The following is a 15,946-nucleotide window of genomic DNA, read 5'->3' on the forward strand; positions in this document are numbered from 1 at the left end:
CCGCTTTTTTCCCCACATTTCATTTCGGTCAAAGGCCGATGCCCCGGGCCGGGGCACAATTCCACCTCCATCCCCTTACCCTTCCCCCATGTCCGGTCCCATCGAAGTGCGCATGCCCAAATACCCCGAATGCTGGGAGAGTTGCGGCAACTGCGCCCAGGGCGACGTCTTCGTGCTGGAACTCCTGGTCCAAGCCGGTGACACATTGGCACGGGACGACAACATCCTGACCCTGGAAACCGGCAAGGTGGCCCTGGACATTCCCAGCCCTTACGCCGGCACGGTGCGGGAAGTCTTCGTCTGCGCAGGCGACGTCCTGGCCGAAGGCGCCCTGCTGCTGACCCTGGACCCGTCCTAACCGCCTGATCCTATGGGAGCCCCCATGGCCATCCAGCCCCGACGTCTGCGACTTGCCCATCTGGGGGCCGCCCTGGCCAGCGGCGGGCGCACCTTCGCCCGCAACCCGGGCCCCAGCGCGCTCCTGGCCCTGCCCCTGGCCGTCGTCGGCGTACTGATCTGGCTGATCCTGGGCCAGGCCGCCGTCGCCCCCCTGGCCCTAGCCGCCAGCGGCGGCTTCATGCTGGTCGGCCCCCTGCTGCTGGTGGGCTATTTCGAACTGGCGGACCGCAGCGCCCGTGGTGAAGCGGCCCCTGCAGCCCTGGCCTTCACCGCCTACCGGCGCGCCCCCACCGGCCTGTGGGCCATCGGTGCCGTGTGCACCTTTTTCTACCTGATCTGGATCACCGACGCGGCCACACTCTACGGCTTCATGGTGGGCGGCGAACCCCGGGGCCTGGCCACCCTGCTCAGCCCCGGCACCGACGTGCAGGCCTTCCTGCGCTGGAGCTCCCTCATGGGGGCGGTGCTGGCCTTCATGATCTACGCCGTCACCGCCTTCGCCGTGCCCCTGCTGCACTACGGCCGGGCCAACCTGATCCAGGCCGTGGTTCTCAGCGTCCGCGCCGTCTTCGGTAACTTCCTCCTGGCGCTGCTGTGGGGCGTCCTGCTGGCTGCCGGCGTCATCGGCAGCATCCTGCTGCTGTTTCCCTTTCCGCTGGTTTTCCCCCTGCTGGCCTACGCCAGCCACGCCCTCTACCAACAGGTCTTTCCCCTGGAATAAAGGGAGTTCCCATGTCTGCGCCCCTGCTGCCGCACAGCCTCTACCGCATCGAACTGTGCAGCGGCGAACAGCGCCGCTGGCGCTACCGGGGAGAGGATGCCCAGGGCAACCGGTGGTGGCGGGATGAGGAAAGCGGCCAGGAATTCAACGAAGCTTCCCTCATGTATGCCTGGCAGGTGCTGGGCCCTGCCCCGGACGACCTGCCGGCGTCGATCCACCGGCTGCTGGCCGAGCAAATGGATGCGGCCCTGATCCTGGCCGACAAGGAAGGAGTAATCCGCCTGTGGAATGGGGCGGCCACCGCCCTCTTCGGCTTTCCCGCCGCCGCCGCCATCGGCGCCAGTCTGGACCTGATCATTCCGGAGCATCTGCGCGCCGCCCACTGGCGCGGCTTCCACCAGGCCATGGCCCGGGGCGCCGTGCAGCATCCGGGCAAGCCCCGCCTGACCCGGGCCCTGCAGGTGGACGGGCAGAAGCGCTACGTCAGCATGAGTTTTTCCGTGATCCAGGACGATACGGGCCAGACCATCGGCTCCCTGGCCCTGGCCTGGGCTGCCGACAAGCCGGCAGGGGCCTGAGCCGGTTCAGCCGCCAGCCTCGGCCTCAGCCGTAGCGCCGCGCCGCTTCCACCGCCAGGCCAGCGCCGATGCTGCCGAAGAGATCCCCTTCCACCGCCCGGGCCTGGGGCAGGACGGCGGCGATGCGCTGGCGCAGACGGGGAATGCCGCTGGAACCGCCGGTGAAGAACACCGTATCGATCCGCCCGGCGTCGACACCCGCCTGCCGCAGCAAGTCGCTGACGGTGCCTTCGACCCGTTCCACCAGGCTTGTCGTGGCCTGATCGAACTCGCTGCGACTCAGCTCATGGCTGAGGCCGGCTTCCAGGCGCTCCAGGGACAGGGTGCAGGTGTCCGCATCCGAGAGGGCGATCTTGGCCTGCTCCACCTCGTTGGCCAGCCAGTGACCGGCCCGTTCTCCGATCAGCCCCAGCAGGCGCTGCATCTTTTCCGGCGCTGCCGCATCCATGGCCAGGCGCTGCTGTTCGGCCAGCACCTGGCGGGTGTAGGCGAAGTTGATGGTGTGCCAAGTGGCCAGGTTGAAGAAGATGCTGGCCGGCATTTCCCGGCCGCTGCGCAGCAGGCTGCGGTAGCCCAGCAGGGGCATGACCCCGGCCAGGCTCAACAGGCGGTCGAAATCGGTGCCGCCGATATGCACGCCGCCGTTGGCCAGCAGGTCGTCCCGGCGCTCCGCCTGGCGTGCCCGCTCGGGGGAAAGGCGGATCAGGGAAAAGTCCGAGGTGCCGCCGCCGATGTCGGCCACCAGCACCAGTTCCTCCCGCGCCAGAGTGGTCTCGTAGTGGTAGGCGGCGGCGATGGGCTCGTACTGGAAGCTGACCTCCTTGAAGCCCACGGCCCGGGCGATGTCGCCCAGGGTGTTCTCGGCCAGGCGGTCGGCGTCGCTGTCGTCGTCCACAAAGAACACCGGCCGGCCCAGCACCGCCTGCTCGAATTCGCCGCCGGCCTGGCGGTCGGCCCGTCGCTTCAGTTCGCCGATGAACTGGGCCAGCAGGTCACGGAAATGCAGGGCCCGGCCTTGCACTTCGGTCTTGCCGTCCAGCAGGCTGCTGCCCAGGAGGCTTTTCAGGGAGCGCATCAGGCGGCCCTCGTAGCCGGCCAGATACTCGCCCAGGCCGGCCCGGCCGAAGCTGGTGCTGTTGTCTTCCGCATTGAAGAAGACCACGGACGGCAGGGTCACCTTGCCCTCCTCCAGGGCCAGCAGCGTGGGCTGGCCGGGGCGCAGGCAGCCCACGGTGGAGTTGGAGGTGCCGAAGTCGAGGCCGCAGGCGCGGCGGGGAGCGGTGGCAGGCATGGAATGACGGCGGTTGGTGGCGAAGACGAAGGTTGCCGGCCAACGCGGCGAGGTCGGCAGGGGGCGGCGGATGCTACGCCAGGCTCCGGCGGATGTCTACCCGGGCGGTCGGCCAAGCCATTGAGGCAACGGGGAAAAGGGGCGCCCGGCCCCATGGCCGGCACCCCCGACCCGGGCCGGCCCCGACGTCGCCCTCCCCCAACAGGCAGCCATCGCCTAAAAAACAGGCACTTAGGGGCATTGGCTCCCCAGGCCGTCGGGAGCCCACGACAAATCCGGGTCGCCGGAAGCAGGCCGGGAGCATTGCCGTAATCGTCGCACCCGCCCCAAAGTCGCCAACTGGCGCGGGATTTCAGCCAGCCCTGGCTGGCAGCGGCATCCTTTCCCGATCCCAGGCACGGGCCTTGCGAAGTAAAGGCTCCAACCTGCGAAAAGGAGCTTCCATGCTGAACAAGCAATCCCTGTTTTCCTCCAAGCGCGAGGAAACCGTCCTGCCCCGCAATCCCTGGCCCGGCAGCGCGCCCCAGACCAACAGCAGCAACGTCAGCAGCGCGCCCAAAGCCAGCACGGCCAGCACGGCCAGTGCACCGCCGCCGGCGCCGGTGGCTGCCGACAAGGAACAGCCCTCCGGCAGCCGTCTCATCGTCGGCCCCGACGTCAAGCTGAAGGGGGCGGAAATCCAGGATTGCGACACCCTGGTGGTGGAAGGACGGGTGGAGGCCACCCTGGACAGCCGCCTGATCCAGATCGCCGAACAGGGCGCCTTTTCCGGCAAGGTCAGCATCGACGTGGCGGAAATCCGGGGCACCTTCGAAGGCGAGCTGGTGGCCCGCAAGCAGCTGTTCATCCACGCCAGCGGCCGAGTCAGCGGCACCATCCGCTACGGCAGCATCCTCATCGACGAAGGCGGCCAGGTTTCCGGCGACGTGCGCTCCCTGGGGGATGAACACCAGGCAGGCTCGGCCAAGGCCAGCCCGGCCGAACCCGGCATTCCGACCCTGCACGGCAACGTCACCCTGAAGGAGGGCAAGAAGGAAAACGCACTGCTCTAGGCCACCGGCAGGCCCGGCGGCGGGCGGGCTTTGCGGCCCATCCGCCGCCGGGCCTTGAACGGCTGCGGGCGGAGGGTTAAGCTCGACCCGCCCGCTTCCTGCGGGCCACGACAACACCAGCCAGGAGACTGATCCATGTCCCAGCCAAAACACAAACATGCCCCCCTGTGGACCGCCATCGGCCTAGGCCTGATGCTCGGCACCGCCCCGGCCTTCGCCGACAAACCTTCCTGGGCCGGCGGCGGCAACGACAAACATGGCCAGGACGAACGTCCGGGCAAGGGCCGTAACGACCGGGATGACCGGGGCCGGGGCGATGATGGCCGCCGGGATGGCCGGGATGGGCGCCGTGACGGCGCCTCGGTGGAAATCCGCTTCGGCGGCGGTGACCGGGACCTGATCCGGGATTACTACGGCAACAGCATCCGCAGCAAGGGCTGCCCGCCCGGGCTGGCGAAAAAACACAACGGCTGCCTGCCGCCGGGACAGGCCAAGCAGTGGCAGCGGGGCGCCCGCCTGCCCAGCGGCGTGGTCATCTACGACCTGCCGCGGGACCTTTCCATCCGCCTCGGCACGCCGCCAGCCGGCTACCGTTACGTGCGGGTTGCCTCCGATATCCTGCTCATTGCCGTGGGCACCAGCATGGTGGTGGACGCCATCGAGGACCTGGGCGGACTTTGAGCCCCCCTGCCCTGGCGCCCAGGCAGGACGCCATCAACGACAACGGCACCCCGCGGGGTGCCGTTTTTGCTGGCTGCGGGGCATGGCCCCGCCAGGATCAAACCCGGAAGCCGCTGACCGCCCGCTGCATTTCGCCGGCCACCCGGTCCAGGGTATCGGAAGCCCGGGAAGTCTCGTTGGCCGCCGCATTGGTTTCCTCCGCGTGGGTGGCGATTTCCTCCACCTTGCGCGCCACTTCCGTGGAGGCGGTGGACTGCTCCCGCAGGGCGATATCCACGTCGCCGATGATCTCAGCCACCCGGCGCGCCATCTCCTGCAGCTTGGCGATGGTCTCGCCGGCCTGCTGGGCGTGGCTGACGCTGCTCTCCACCGCCCCGACGCCGCCGCTGATGCCGGCCACCACCTGCCGGGTGGATTCCTGGATGGAATCCACCATCTGGGTGATCTCCCCGGTGGAATGGGCCGTCCGCTCGGACAGCTTGCGCACTTCGTCGGCCACCACGGCAAAGCCGCGGCCGTGCTCGCCGGCCCGGGCCGCCTCGATGGCGGCGTTGAGGGCCAGCAGGTTGGTCTGGTCGGCGATGTCCTTGATGACGCTGACGATGCTGGAAATCTTCGCCGATTCCACTTCCAGCTCACCGATCTGCTCGGCCGCCGCCTTCACCACATGGGACACCTGGTCGATTTCCCCCACCAGCCGTTCCACCGTCTCCCGCCCTTCCCGGGCCTGCTCGTCGGATTCACCGGCCAGCCGGGCGGCATCGCCGGTACTGTCGGAAACGTGGTTGATGGAAACGGTCAGTTCCTCAATGTTGGCAGCGATGGCTGAAGAGGCGGAACTCTGCACGGTGACGCTCTGCTCCATCTGCTTCACCGTCTGGTTCAGCTGCTGGGCTGCGCTGGAGATTTCCTCCGCCCCCATCTTGGTCTGGCCGATGGTGCTGCGCAGGGCCGTCTGCATGTCGCCCATGGCGCCCACCAGGCGCCCCACTTCATCCGCCGTCGGTGCCGGCAGGGCGCCGGTGAGGTCGCCGGCGGCGATGCGCCGGGCGCCGGCCAGAGCCTCTTCCAGACGCCGGGAAATCCGCCGGGCCAGCAGGAAGGAGGCCACCAGGGCCACCAGCAGCCCCAGCACCAGGGCCGTCAGGCCGCTGCTGATGGCGCTGGAAACATCGCTCATGGCCTGGGCGGCGGAACGGTCGGCCCCTTCCCGGTTGAACTTAGCCAGGGCATCGGTGGAGTCGCGCAGCTGGTTGGCCTTTTCCACCCAGCCCTTGCGCCGCAGCTGCTGGGCCTCCTCTTCCTTGCCAGCCTTTTCCAGCACAATCGCCTCCTCGACCACGGCCTTGTAGGCATTGACCGCCTTACCCACCTCGTCGAGGATTTTCTGCTCTTCCGAGCCGGTTACCAGAGGCGCGTATTCCTTGAGCACGGTACGCACGTCTTCATCCAGCTTGGCCAGGCTTTTTTCGATTTTGGCCTTGTCCTCGGCGCTGCCGGGCAGCATGTACTCCAGGCTGCGCACCCGGTAACGCAGGCGCTCCTGGCTGATCTTGCCCACCATCTGCAGGGAAGGCAGCCAGTTGCCGATGATGTCCCGGGTTTCCCCGCCGACTTTCTGCAATTGATAGAGACAGAACAGCAGGGCCAGGATCAGGACCCCGCCGGTAATGGCGAAATTGAAGTACAGCTTGGCCCGCAGGCTCAGGTTGTCAAACCAGGTCATCTTCGCTACCCCCAGGGACTGTTATTGGTACGCCTTATGGCGCTTGCTCGTACGTTCCACCACTATAGTCCAAAACTATACCGCCATCATTGCCTAAAAGCCTCCGTCGACAAAGCCCGGTGGCGCCCGCGGCAAGGCTCGGTACAATAGCGCCTTTGCCGCCGGCCCCGCCCGCGGCCCAGCCGAATTCCACCCATCAAGAGTGCTCCATGGCCCAATACGTAATGTCGATGCTCCGCGTGAGCAAGATCGTCCCGCCCAAGCGGCAGATCATCAAGGATATTTCCCTCTCCTTCTTCCCCGGCGCCAAGATCGGCCTGCTGGGCCTGAACGGCTCCGGCAAGTCCACCGTGCTGAAGATCATGGCCGGCGCCGACAAGGAATACGATGGCGAAGTGCAGTGGCAACCGAACCTGAACATCGGCTACCTGCCCCAGGAACCCCAGCTGGACCCGGAAAAGACCGTGCGCCAGGAGGTGGAATCGGCCCTGGGCGAGATCATGGGCGCCAAGCAGCGCCTGGAGGAGGTGTACGCCGCCTACGCCGAACCCGATGCGGACTTCGACAAGCTGGCCGAGGAACAGGCGCGCTGCGAGGCCATCCTGGCCGCCGCCGGCAGCGACACCGAAGCCCAGATGGAGATCGCCGCCGACGCCCTGCGCCTGCCGGCCTGGGATGCGCTGATCAAGAACCTGTCCGGCGGTGAGAAGCGCCGCGTCGCCCTGTGCAAGCTGCTGCTCTCCAAGCCCGACATGCTGCTGCTGGACGAACCCACCAACCACCTGGATGCCGAGTCCGTGGAATGGCTGGAACAGTTCCTCTGCCGCTTCCCCGGCACCGTGGTGGCCGTCACCCACGACCGCTACTTCCTCGACAACGCCGCTGAATGGATTCTGGAACTGGACCGGGGCCAGGGCATTCCCTGGAAGGGCAACTACTCCTCCTGGCTGGAACAGAAGGAGGAGCGGCTGGAGCAGGAAGGCCGCCAGGAAGCCGCCCGCATGAAGGCCATGAAACAGGAACTGGAATGGGTGCGGCAAAACCCCAAGGGTCGCCAGGCCAAGTCCAAGGCCCGTATCGCCCGCTTCGAGGAACTCTCCAGCTACGAATACCAGAAGCGCAACGAAACCCAGGAAATCTTCATCCCCGTGGGTGAGCGCCTGGGCAATGAGGTCATCGAGTTCAATGGCGTCTCCAAGGCCTTCGGCGACCGGCTGCTGATCGACAACCTGTCCTTCAAGATTCCCGCCGGTGCCATCGTCGGCATCATCGGCCCCAACGGTGCCGGTAAATCCACCCTGTTCCGCATGATCACCGGCAAGGAAGCCCCGGACAGCGGCGAAGTGAAGATCGGCAGCACGGTGAAGATGGCCTTCGTGGACCAGAGCCGGGAAAACCTTTCCGCCAACAAGACCGTCTTCGAGGAAATCGCCAACGGCGCCGACATCCTCACCGTGGGCAAGTTCGAAATGCCCAGCCGGGCCTACATCGGCCGCTTCAACTTCAAGGGCGGCGACCAGCAGAAGCAGGTCGGCACCCTCTCCGGCGGCGAGCGTGGCCGCCTGCACCTGGCCAAGACCCTGCTGGAGGGCGGCAACGTCCTGCTGCTGGACGAACCTTCCAACGACCTGGACGTGGAAACCCTGCGGGCCCTGGAAGACGCCCTGCTGGAATTCCCCGGCTCGGCCCTCATCATCTCCCACGACCGCTGGTTCCTGGACCGGATCTGTACCCACATCCTGGCGGCCGAAGGCGATTCCCAATGGACCTTCTTCGACGGCAACTACCAGGAATACGAAGCCGACAAGAAGAAGCGCCTGGGCGAAGAAGGCGCCAAGCCCAAGCGCATCCGCTACAAGCCCATCAGCCGTTGAGGGCTCAGGCAGCCCCCCCGCGACGTTGCCGTCCGGAATGGCCGCCTGTCAGCACGACCCCAAGCCCGCCTTTGGCGGGCTTTTTCCATCTAGATAACTTTCATGCCCCTTTACGCCACCTTGCGCCGCCTCGACCTGCACCTGGAAAACCGGCAGGAACGCCCCGCCCTGAGCGGCTGGCGGCGTTTTGTGGCGGAATTCTGGTGGTTCGGCATCAAGGAAGCCCGGGCCTGCATCTTCGCCGGACTGTTCTTTCTCGCCCTCTTCGTCGTGCCGCGGGGGGGCTGGCTGGGCATCGCCCGCTACGACCTGCTCCTGCTGATCGCCCTGGCCTTGCAGGCATGGCTGCTGTGGCGGCGCATTGAAACCTGGGATGAAGCCCGGACCATCCTGCTCTTCCACCTGGCAGGATTCGCCCTAGAGGTCTTCAAGGTATCCGCTCCCATCGCCTCCTGGAGCTACCCGGACCCCGCCTTGACCAAGGTGTTGGGCGTACCACTGTTCTCCGGCTTCATGTACGCAGCTGTCGGCAGCTATGTCATGCAGGCGTGGCGCATCCTCCATCTGCGAATCGAACGCCACCCGCCTTACTGGATGAGCGGCGGCCTGGCCCTGCTGCTCTATCTCAACCTGTTTACCCACCACTTCATCGGCGACTACCGCTGGTATCTGGCCGCCCTCGCCCTGGGGCTTTACGCCCGCAGCAGCATCGTTTTCCCCCCCCTGGACCGGGAACGTTCCATGCCCTTCCTGCTCGGCTTCATCCTGGTGGGCTTTTTCATCTGGCTGGCAGAGAACATGGGCACCTTTCTCGGCGTCTGGCGCTATCCCAACCAGTTGGGTGCCTGGGCCACCGTGCATCTGGGCAAATGGTCATCCTGGACCATGCTGGCCCTGATGAGTTTTTCCCTGATCAGCGGCCTCAAGCAGGTCAAAGCCCGAATTCAGATTTCGCCCTAGCCATCCCTGTCGGGATGGCCGGCAAAAAAATACCCGCCTCAAGGACGGGTATTTTTGGGAATCTTTGGTGGCCCTTTACCTGGGCGGCCCGCTTAGTGGCGGGGACGCAGGCTGGCTTCGAACGCGGCTTCGTACTGCTCGGGAAACTGGTAGGCGCTGAAGGCGTTGCGCACCACATCCAGATTCTGGCTGGCGCCCTGATCTTCAAAGCGGATACCGATGGAACGGCCATTGTTGGCCAGGGTCATGAAAGCGTAACGCCAGCTTTGGGCTTCGGCCAGGCGCTCGCGCAGTTCATCTTCGCGGGTGATGGTGATTCCGGCCCGTTTCAGGGAATCCAGGAATTCTTCGAAGGATTCGTTGCTCAGACTGCCCATTTGATACTCTCCTTTGAATGACCGGGACAATTTCTTGCCCCATGAGGCCAATAACGCAGGAGAGATTTAATCGGTTGACTTAAAGTTTCACTTTAATTGCCAGGTCGCCGCCAGGCCCGGAATCAGGCCTTGGCAGTGCGCCGCCACAGGGTTTGCAGCATTCCGGAGAGGTTCCACTGGCGGCTTTCCACATAGAAATGGAAGGCCGTGCCCGCCACGATGCTGCCCAGCCAGGCCAGGACCATGCCCGTCAGCTGCAGGGCAGGCTCCGCCGGGACGAAGCGGTCAAAAGCACCATTGACCAGCAGGCAGACCGGGAAATGCACCAGGAAAACGGAATAGGAAACCCGGGAGAGGAAGGTGATGGCCGTCTGGCCCGGCAAACCCAGGGGCCAGCGTTCCATCCAGCCGCTGCGCCGGGCCAGGCCCAGGGCCAGGGCAGCGCACAGGGCCACGGCGATGCGCAGGCGGAAATCCAGGAACAGGGCCACCAGGGCCACCGAGGCGATGATGGCCAGCCAGACGGGGGACTGCCCCCGCTCGGAAGCCCAGTAGGCCATCACACCCATGCCGTAGGCGCCGAAGAAATAGACGGCCCAGACATCCCAGCTGGCGTCCCGGTTGAAATGGAACAGGGAAGCCAGCACCAGGGAAAACACCAGGATCATGCCCAGGCTGTGCACGCCGCGGCTGCGACCGCCGGCCATGGCGGGAATGCGTTCCCGGCCCCAGCGCCCCAGCCAGAGCAGGCCGACCAGCAGGGCGAAGAGCTGGAAGTCGATGGCGATATACCAGACCCCGGCGGAGAGGGCATCAAAATCCAGGATGTTGTGCAGCAGGAAGGCGTGGGCCAGCACCTGCAGGGCCATGGGCTTGTCCGGGATGGAGTCGTGATCCATCCACAGGCGGGCCACATGGGCACAGACGACGGCGATGGCCATGGCGGCAAGGAATGGCGGCACCAGGCGCAGGTAACGCCGCGCCAGCATATTGACCGGCTGTCGCGTCAGCAGTTGGCCCTGGGGCGCCAGGGCGCGAATGGCGAGAAAGCCGCCCACCACCAGGAACACCTGGACGGCGATGCGGGCATATTCGCTGAGCCAGCCGATGAGGCCGGGAACCAGCTCCTGGGCGGCGTCGGACATGGGGCCGTAGAAGGCCAGGTGGTGCAGAACGATCAGTTGGGAAGCAAACGCCTTGAGGACGTCGATGAATACCAGGCGGGATGGTCCGGAGGACATGGCAGCTTGAGCAGGGGGTCGCCATCGCCGCGGGCGATGGTGGCACGGATTCCAGGTTGTAAATTGCGGTTGAGAGAACGGCCCGGGGACAACGTCCGGGGCCCGCCGTCAGGCAAACCCCGGAATTGTAGCAAAATCAAGCCTCTTTGACGCGCTTGGCAATATGCTCCAGGGCTTCATCCACCTGATCCACCAGGATCAGGCACAGGTCGCCCGGGCTCAGCCGGGCCAGGGCCGTGTCGATGGCCAGGAACTCGCCCCGCACCTCCTCCACGTTCCGGGTGCGGCTGGCGCCCTGCAGGCCTTCCCGCAACAGGCCCAGCACTTCACCGTCGGCGCGGCCGCGTTGGCAGGCATCCTGGTACAGGATGACCTCGTCGAAGGCACCGCCGAGGATGCGGGTCTGCTGGCGGATATCCTCGTCGCGGCGGTCGCCGGCACCGCTGATGACCACGGAACGGCGCTTGGCCGTCATGGTGGCGATGGCGTTGGTCAGGGCCTGGATGGCATCCGGATTGTGGCCGTAGTCGGCGATCAGGGTGGCGCCCTTGTAGTCGAACAGGTTGAAACGGCCGGGAGCGGTGGAGGCGTCGCTGACGAAGGTGGCCAGGCCCTGGCGGATCACCTCCCAGGAGATGCCGATGGCCCAGGCGGCACCGGTGGCCGCCATGACGTTTTCCACCTGGAAGCCGATGCTGCCGTTACGGGTCAGGGGCACGCCGGAGAGGGGGATGCGATGGACCACGGTGGAACCTTCGGCGGCCACGATGTCGCCGCCTTCCACATAGAGGCCGCGACGGCCCTGGGCGAACTGGGTGGCCATCACCGGATGGTGCGGATCGGCGGCGAAGAAGGTGACGCTGCCCGGGCAGGACTCGGCCATGCGGGCGACGATGGGGTCGGTGGCATTGAGCACGGCGGTGCCGTTGTTGGCCACGTTCTCGACGATGACCCGCTTCACCACCGCCAGGTCTTCCACGGTATTGATGTAGGCCAGGCCCAGGTGGTCGCCCATGCCGATATTGGTGACCACGGCCACGTTGCAACGATCGAACCCCAGGCCCTCGCGCAACACGCCGCCCCGGGCGGTTTCCAGCACGGCCGCATCCACATCCGGGTGCAGCAGGACGTTGCGGGCGCTCTTCGGACCGGAGCAGTCGCCGGTGTCGATGCGCTTGCCCTGGATATAGACACCGTCGGTGCCGGTCATGCCGGTGCGCTGGCCATTGCAGGTGAACAGGTGGGAAATCAGGCGCACCGTGGTGGTCTTGCCGTTGGTGCCGGCCACGGCCACCACCGGGATGCGGCCGTCGTCGCCGTCCGGATACATGGTGGAGATGACCGCCTCGCCCACCGCCCGGCCCTTGCCGAAGGAAGGCTGCAGGTGCATGCGCAGGCCGGGGGCTGCATTGACTTCGACGATGCCGCCGCCCTGCTCTTCCAGGGGGCGCTGCACGGTCTCGCACACCACGTCCACACCGCAGATGTCCAGGCCCACCATCTGGGCCGCGGCCACGGCCTTGGCCGCCAGTTCGGGATGGACGTCGTCGGTGACGTCGGTGGCCGAGCCGCCGGTGGACAGGTTGGCGTTGTTGCGCAGGGGCACCCGGGCGCCACGGGGCGGCACCGAGTCGGCGTTGTAGTTCTGCCGGGCCAGGGTGGCCAGGGCGATTTCATCGAAACGGATCTTGGTCAGGGAGGTGGCATGGCCCTCGCCCCGGCGCGGGTCCGCATTCACCTGGTCCACCAGCTGGCGGATGGTATGCACGCCGTCGCCGATGACCTGGGGCGGATCGCGGCGGGCGGCCGCCACCAGCTGCTTGCCCACCACCAGGACGCGGAAGTCCTGGCCGGGCAGGTAGCGTTCCACCATCACATCATCGCGGAATTCGGAAGCCACATCGAAGGCCTGGCGGACCTCCGCCTCGCTCTTCAGGTTGACCGCCACGCCCTTGCCCTGGTTACCGTCCCGGGGTTTGACCACTACCGGCAGACCGATCTCCTGGGCGGCCGCCCAGGCATCGTCGGCATCGGCCACGGTCCGGCCCCAGGGCACCGGCACGCCAGCGGCGCGCAGCAGTTCCTTGGTCAGTTCCTTGTCCTGGGCGATGGATTCGGCAATGGCGCTGGTGCAATCCATTTCGGCCGCCTGGATGCGGCGCTGCTTGCTGCCCCAGCCAAACTGCACCAGGCTGCCCTCGGTCAGACGGCGGAAGGGGATGTTGCGGGCAATGGCCGCATCGACGATGGAACCGGTGGAAGGACCGAGGCGCACGTCCTCGTCCAGTTCCCGCAGGCGGGCCAGCACATTGTCCAGGTCGAAGGGCGTGTTCTCCAGGGCCGCCTGGCACAGGGACACGGCCAGGTCGAAGGCCAGGCGCCCGACGGGCTCCTCGGTGTATTCCACCACCACCTGGTAAACCCCGGGGTCCAGGGTTTCGGAAGTGCGGCTGAAGGTCACCGGGCAGCCGGCGGAAGCCTGCAGGCCCAGGGCCGCAAATTGCAGGGCATGGGCCACGGACGGCAGGGCAGCGGCACCGGCCGGCATGACCAGGCCGATTTCCGGGAAGCGCTCCAGCAGCCGGTCGAGGAAACTTTCCAGCAGGGCGGAAGAGGCGGGGGAAAAGCGCTCGGCCTCGCTACAGGTAACGATGGCTTCGATGGAGGTGTGGCGGCTCCACAGGTTGGGGCCGCGCAGGGCTCGGATGCGGGAGACTTCCATAAAAAATCCTGTTGTGACCGTTTAGTCGGGCCTGCCCGGGAAAGCCCGGGGCAGGCGTCTCGTCAGTCGGCAATCATCAAATGGCGGGTGCAGCGTCCAGCACGAAGGTTTCCAGGCCGGCGCGGATCACCTCGGGGGCAATGTCCAGGGCCCGGGCCGTAGCCACGGCGGCCAGCACGTTCTCGGCCTGGAAGGCTTCGCCGCCGGCAGCCATGGGCACCTGGGCCAGGTCCAGCAGCTTGGTTTCCTCCCAGCCCTTGGCCAGGACCACGGCACCTTCCCGCAGCAGCACGGCACGACCGCCCTTGGAGCGGTGCTCGGCCAGTACCGGCAGGCTCGGATCGGCGGCGAAATAGATCACCTCGCCGTCGCACAGCTCGGCCATCTCCACCAGCTGGGGTTCCCGGGCATTGAGCACGGCGACGCCGGTGGGCAGCACCACGTCCACCTGGGTACGCAGGGTGGTGAAGCGCTTCTCCGGGGAGTCCATGTAGTACTTGCTGAGGTCCTCGATGGGCTCGAAATTGGTCAGCACCCCCACCTGGCAACGGTCGTAGGCCAGGCCTTCGGTGACGATGGAAGTGGCGCTATTCTCGATCACGGCAGCCTGCACCGAACGGTTCATCAGGACGCGGCGGGCCGTATCCCACTGGGCCCGGTCCCCGGCTTCCACCAGGCGGCGGTCCAGGTACAGACCGGTGCTGCAGGCCAGGCCGGTGTAGTGGCCGGACAATTCGAGCAGGCGGGTGACGACGCGGGCCACGGTGGTCTTGCCCTTGCCGCCGCTGATGCCCACCACGGGGATGCGGCCGCTGTCGCCGTTGGGGAACAGGTGTTCGACGATGGCCTTGCCCACAGGCTGGGGCTCGCCGGCAGCGGGCTTGATGTGCATCAGCAGGCCGGGACCGGCATTGACCTCGACGATGGCGCCGCCCTGGTCGGCCAGGGGCTTGGACACGTCCTCCACCACCAGGTCCACCCCGGCGATGTCCAGACCGACGATGCGGGCCGCCAGGGCCACGGTCTCGGCCGTATCCGGATGCACTTCGGCGGTACAGTCGATGGAGACGTTGCCGTTGCGCTGGATCACCACCACCTTGCCTTCCGGCGGCACGCCGTCGGGCTCGAAGCCCTGGCGCCGGACCTCCAGGCGGGCGGCGGAATCCAGGCGGACCCGGTTGAGCGGATGATCTTCGCTGTTGCCGCGGCGGGGATCGGAATTCAGTTGCAGCTCGATCAGTTCCAGCACGGTGGATTTGCCGTCCCCCACCACCTGGGCGGTCTCGCCCCGGGAGGCGGCCACCATGCGGCCGCCCACCACCAGCAGGCGATGTTCGTTGCCGGGAATGAAACGTTCGACGATGACTTCGCTGCCTTCGTCCTGGGCCACGCTGAAGGCGGTCTCGATCTCTTCCCGGGTGGTCAGGTTGGTGAACACGCCGCGGCCGTGGTTGCCGTCGCTGGGCTTGACCACCACCGGCAGGCCGATGTCCTCGGCCGCTTCCCAGGCATCTTCCGACGACTTGACGGTGACGCCCTCGGGGACCGGCACGCCACAGGAGGCCAGCAGGCTCTTGGTCAGGTCCTTGTCCCGGGAGATACTTTCGGCAATGGCGCTGGTGCGGTCCGTCTCGGCCGTCCAGATGCGGCGCTGGCGGGAACCGTAACCCAGCTGCACCAGGTTGCCAGTGGACAGGCGGATGAAGGGCAGGTGCCGGCTCTCGGCGGCCTCCACGATGCAGCCGGTGGAGGGGCCGAGGCAGTAGTCGTCCACCAGCTCCCGCAGGTGGCTCACCGCCGCCGCCACGTCGAAGGGCTTGTCCTCGATCCCGGCCATGACCAGGTCCCGGGCCGCTTCCAGGGCGTAGCGGGTGACCATCTCGTGCCAGGCCGTCACCACCACCTTGTAGACACCGCGGATCGGCACTTCCCGGGCGCGGCCGAAGCCGCCGGGCATGCCGGCCAGGGCCTGCAGCTCCAGGGAGACGTGCTCCATGATGTGGCCGGGCCAGGTCCCCTCTTCCACCCGGCGCAGGAAGCCGCCGCGCTCGTCATAGCTGCAGCGGTGTTCCACCAGGCCGGGCAGCCAGGATGAGAGGCGCTCGTAGAAACCGGGGATGGTGTTGGACGGACAGTCCTCCAGATCGCCGATGTCGATCAGGGCTTCGAGGACGGGGGTGTAGGTCCAGACGTTGGGACCCTTGAGATGGGTAATGCTCAGAAATTTGATTGTCTTGTGGCTCATACCTTGTGCCGGAACCGGGGAACCTGCAGGCTCAGGTCAACTCCTTGGGGAAAACTGCGTTTAGCTTAGCTTCCGCGCT

13 protein-coding genes are annotated in these 15,946 nt (G+C 66.5%); 7 read left to right on the forward strand and 6 right to left on the reverse strand.

The window, feature by feature from the left end; translation table 11 throughout:
• Positions 1–88 precede the first annotated feature (88 nt).
• From AC3QLZ_RS02710 to AC3QLZ_RS02720, 3 genes are read left to right on the forward strand one after another with little or no spacing between them, the layout of a single operon-like run.
• Positions 89–358, forward strand: coding sequence for a biotin/lipoyl-containing protein (locus tag AC3QLZ_RS02710; RefSeq protein ID WP_014237767.1), 270 nt, complete (start codon positions 89–91; stop codon positions 356–358).
• Between the two features lie 24 nt (positions 359–382).
• The gene (locus AC3QLZ_RS02715) at positions 383–1,120 is read left to right on the forward strand and encodes a DUF2189 domain-containing protein (RefSeq protein WP_014237768.1); all 738 of its coding nucleotides are present in this window, start codon (positions 383–385) and stop codon (positions 1,118–1,120) included.
• 11 nt (positions 1,121–1,131) lie between these two features.
• Positions 1,132–1,698, forward strand: a complete 567-nt coding sequence (locus tag AC3QLZ_RS02720) for a PAS domain-containing protein (protein ID WP_014237769.1) — start codon at positions 1,132–1,134, stop codon at positions 1,696–1,698.
• Positions 1,699–1,723: 25 nt separating this feature from the next.
• Here AC3QLZ_RS02720 and AC3QLZ_RS02725 read toward each other — a convergent pair whose 3' ends face one another.
• On the reverse strand, positions 1,724–2,989 hold the full coding sequence (locus AC3QLZ_RS02725; protein WP_014237770.1) for an Hsp70 family protein: 1,266 nt from the start codon (positions 2,987–2,989) through the stop codon (positions 1,724–1,726).
• 443 nt (positions 2,990–3,432) lie between these two features.
• Between AC3QLZ_RS02725 and AC3QLZ_RS02730 the strand changes: the two genes are divergently transcribed.
• Entirely contained in the window at positions 3,433–4,041 is a 609-nt protein-coding gene (locus AC3QLZ_RS02730; RefSeq protein ID WP_014237771.1) for a bactofilin family protein, read from the forward strand.
• Between the two features lie 135 nt (positions 4,042–4,176).
• Positions 4,177–4,722, forward strand: coding sequence for a hypothetical protein (locus AC3QLZ_RS02735; RefSeq protein ID WP_014237772.1), 546 nt, complete (start codon positions 4,177–4,179; stop codon positions 4,720–4,722).
• A 97-nt stretch (positions 4,723–4,819) separates the two neighbouring features.
• Here AC3QLZ_RS02735 and AC3QLZ_RS02740 read toward each other — a convergent pair whose 3' ends face one another.
• A complete protein-coding gene (locus tag AC3QLZ_RS02740; protein WP_014237773.1) occupies positions 4,820–6,448 on the reverse strand; it encodes a methyl-accepting chemotaxis protein in 1,629 nt (542 codons plus the stop codon).
• A gap of 209 nt (positions 6,449–6,657) precedes the next feature.
• On the opposite strand from AC3QLZ_RS02740, the gene ettA reads away from it, so the two are divergent.
• Both ettA and AC3QLZ_RS02750 read left to right on the forward strand, forming a co-directional pair.
• Positions 6,658–8,322 carry an energy-dependent translational throttle protein EttA gene (ettA, locus tag AC3QLZ_RS02745; protein ID WP_014237774.1) on the forward strand — a complete coding sequence of 555 codons (1,665 nt, stop codon included), beginning with the start codon at positions 6,658–6,660 and terminating at the stop codon, positions 8,320–8,322.
• Between the two features lie 102 nt (positions 8,323–8,424).
• The gene (locus AC3QLZ_RS02750) at positions 8,425–9,282 is read left to right on the forward strand and encodes a DUF817 domain-containing protein (RefSeq protein ID WP_014237775.1); all 858 of its coding nucleotides are present in this window, start codon (positions 8,425–8,427) and stop codon (positions 9,280–9,282) included.
• Between the two features lie 92 nt (positions 9,283–9,374).
• Here AC3QLZ_RS02750 and AC3QLZ_RS02755 read toward each other — a convergent pair whose 3' ends face one another.
• The 4 genes from AC3QLZ_RS02755 to AC3QLZ_RS02770 form a co-directional block, all read right to left on the reverse strand.
• A complete protein-coding gene (locus tag AC3QLZ_RS02755) occupies positions 9,375–9,659 on the reverse strand; it encodes a hypothetical protein (protein ID WP_014237776.1) in 285 nt (94 codons plus the stop codon).
• A gap of 122 nt (positions 9,660–9,781) precedes the next feature.
• Positions 9,782–10,900, reverse strand: coding sequence for an acyltransferase family protein (locus AC3QLZ_RS02760; RefSeq protein ID WP_014237777.1), 1,119 nt, complete (start codon positions 10,898–10,900; stop codon positions 9,782–9,784).
• A 136-nt stretch (positions 10,901–11,036) separates the two neighbouring features.
• Positions 11,037–13,622 carry a cyanophycin synthetase gene (gene cphA / locus AC3QLZ_RS02765; protein WP_014237778.1) on the reverse strand — a complete coding sequence of 862 codons (2,586 nt, stop codon included), beginning with the start codon at positions 13,620–13,622 and terminating at the stop codon, positions 11,037–11,039.
• 76 nt (positions 13,623–13,698) lie between these two features.
• Positions 13,699–15,867: a cyanophycin synthetase gene (locus tag AC3QLZ_RS02770; protein WP_014237779.1), complete on the reverse strand. Its 2,169-nt coding sequence runs from the start codon at positions 15,865–15,867 to the stop codon at positions 13,699–13,701.
• Positions 15,868–15,946: the final 79 nt, after the last annotated feature.

The sequence above is a fragment of the Azospira sp. MPR-LB4 genome (assembly GCF_058809525.1).

Bases quoted from the DNA above. Each gene is read 5' to 3' on its own strand.
- AC3QLZ_RS02710 (WP_014237767.1), top strand. From the start codon at position 89: ATGTCCGGTCCCATCGAAGTGCGCATGCCCAAATACCCCGAATGCTGG.
- AC3QLZ_RS02715 (WP_014237768.1), top strand. From the start codon at position 383: ATGGCCATCCAGCCCCGACGTCTGCGACTTGCCCATCTGGGGGCCGCC.
- AC3QLZ_RS02720 (WP_014237769.1), top strand. From the start codon at position 1,132: ATGTCTGCGCCCCTGCTGCCGCACAGCCTCTACCGCATCGAACTGTGC.
- AC3QLZ_RS02725 (WP_014237770.1), bottom strand. From the start codon at position 2,989: ATGCCTGCCACCGCTCCCCGCCGCGCCTGCGGCCTCGACTTCGGCACC.
- AC3QLZ_RS02730 (WP_014237771.1), top strand. From the start codon at position 3,433: ATGCTGAACAAGCAATCCCTGTTTTCCTCCAAGCGCGAGGAAACCGTC.
- AC3QLZ_RS02735 (WP_014237772.1), top strand. From the start codon at position 4,177: ATGTCCCAGCCAAAACACAAACATGCCCCCCTGTGGACCGCCATCGGC.
- AC3QLZ_RS02740 (WP_014237773.1), bottom strand. From the start codon at position 6,448: ATGACCTGGTTTGACAACCTGAGCCTGCGGGCCAAGCTGTACTTCAAT.
- ettA (WP_014237774.1), top strand. From the start codon at position 6,658: ATGGCCCAATACGTAATGTCGATGCTCCGCGTGAGCAAGATCGTCCCG.
- AC3QLZ_RS02750 (WP_014237775.1), top strand. From the start codon at position 8,425: ATGCCCCTTTACGCCACCTTGCGCCGCCTCGACCTGCACCTGGAAAAC.
- AC3QLZ_RS02755 (WP_014237776.1), bottom strand. From the start codon at position 9,659: ATGGGCAGTCTGAGCAACGAATCCTTCGAAGAATTCCTGGATTCCCTG.
- AC3QLZ_RS02760 (WP_014237777.1), bottom strand. From the start codon at position 10,900: ATGTCCTCCGGACCATCCCGCCTGGTATTCATCGACGTCCTCAAGGCG.
- cphA (WP_014237778.1), bottom strand. From the start codon at position 13,622: ATGGAAGTCTCCCGCATCCGAGCCCTGCGCGGCCCCAACCTGTGGAGC.
- AC3QLZ_RS02770 (WP_014237779.1), bottom strand. From the start codon at position 15,867: ATGAGCCACAAGACAATCAAATTTCTGAGCATTACCCATCTCAAGGGT.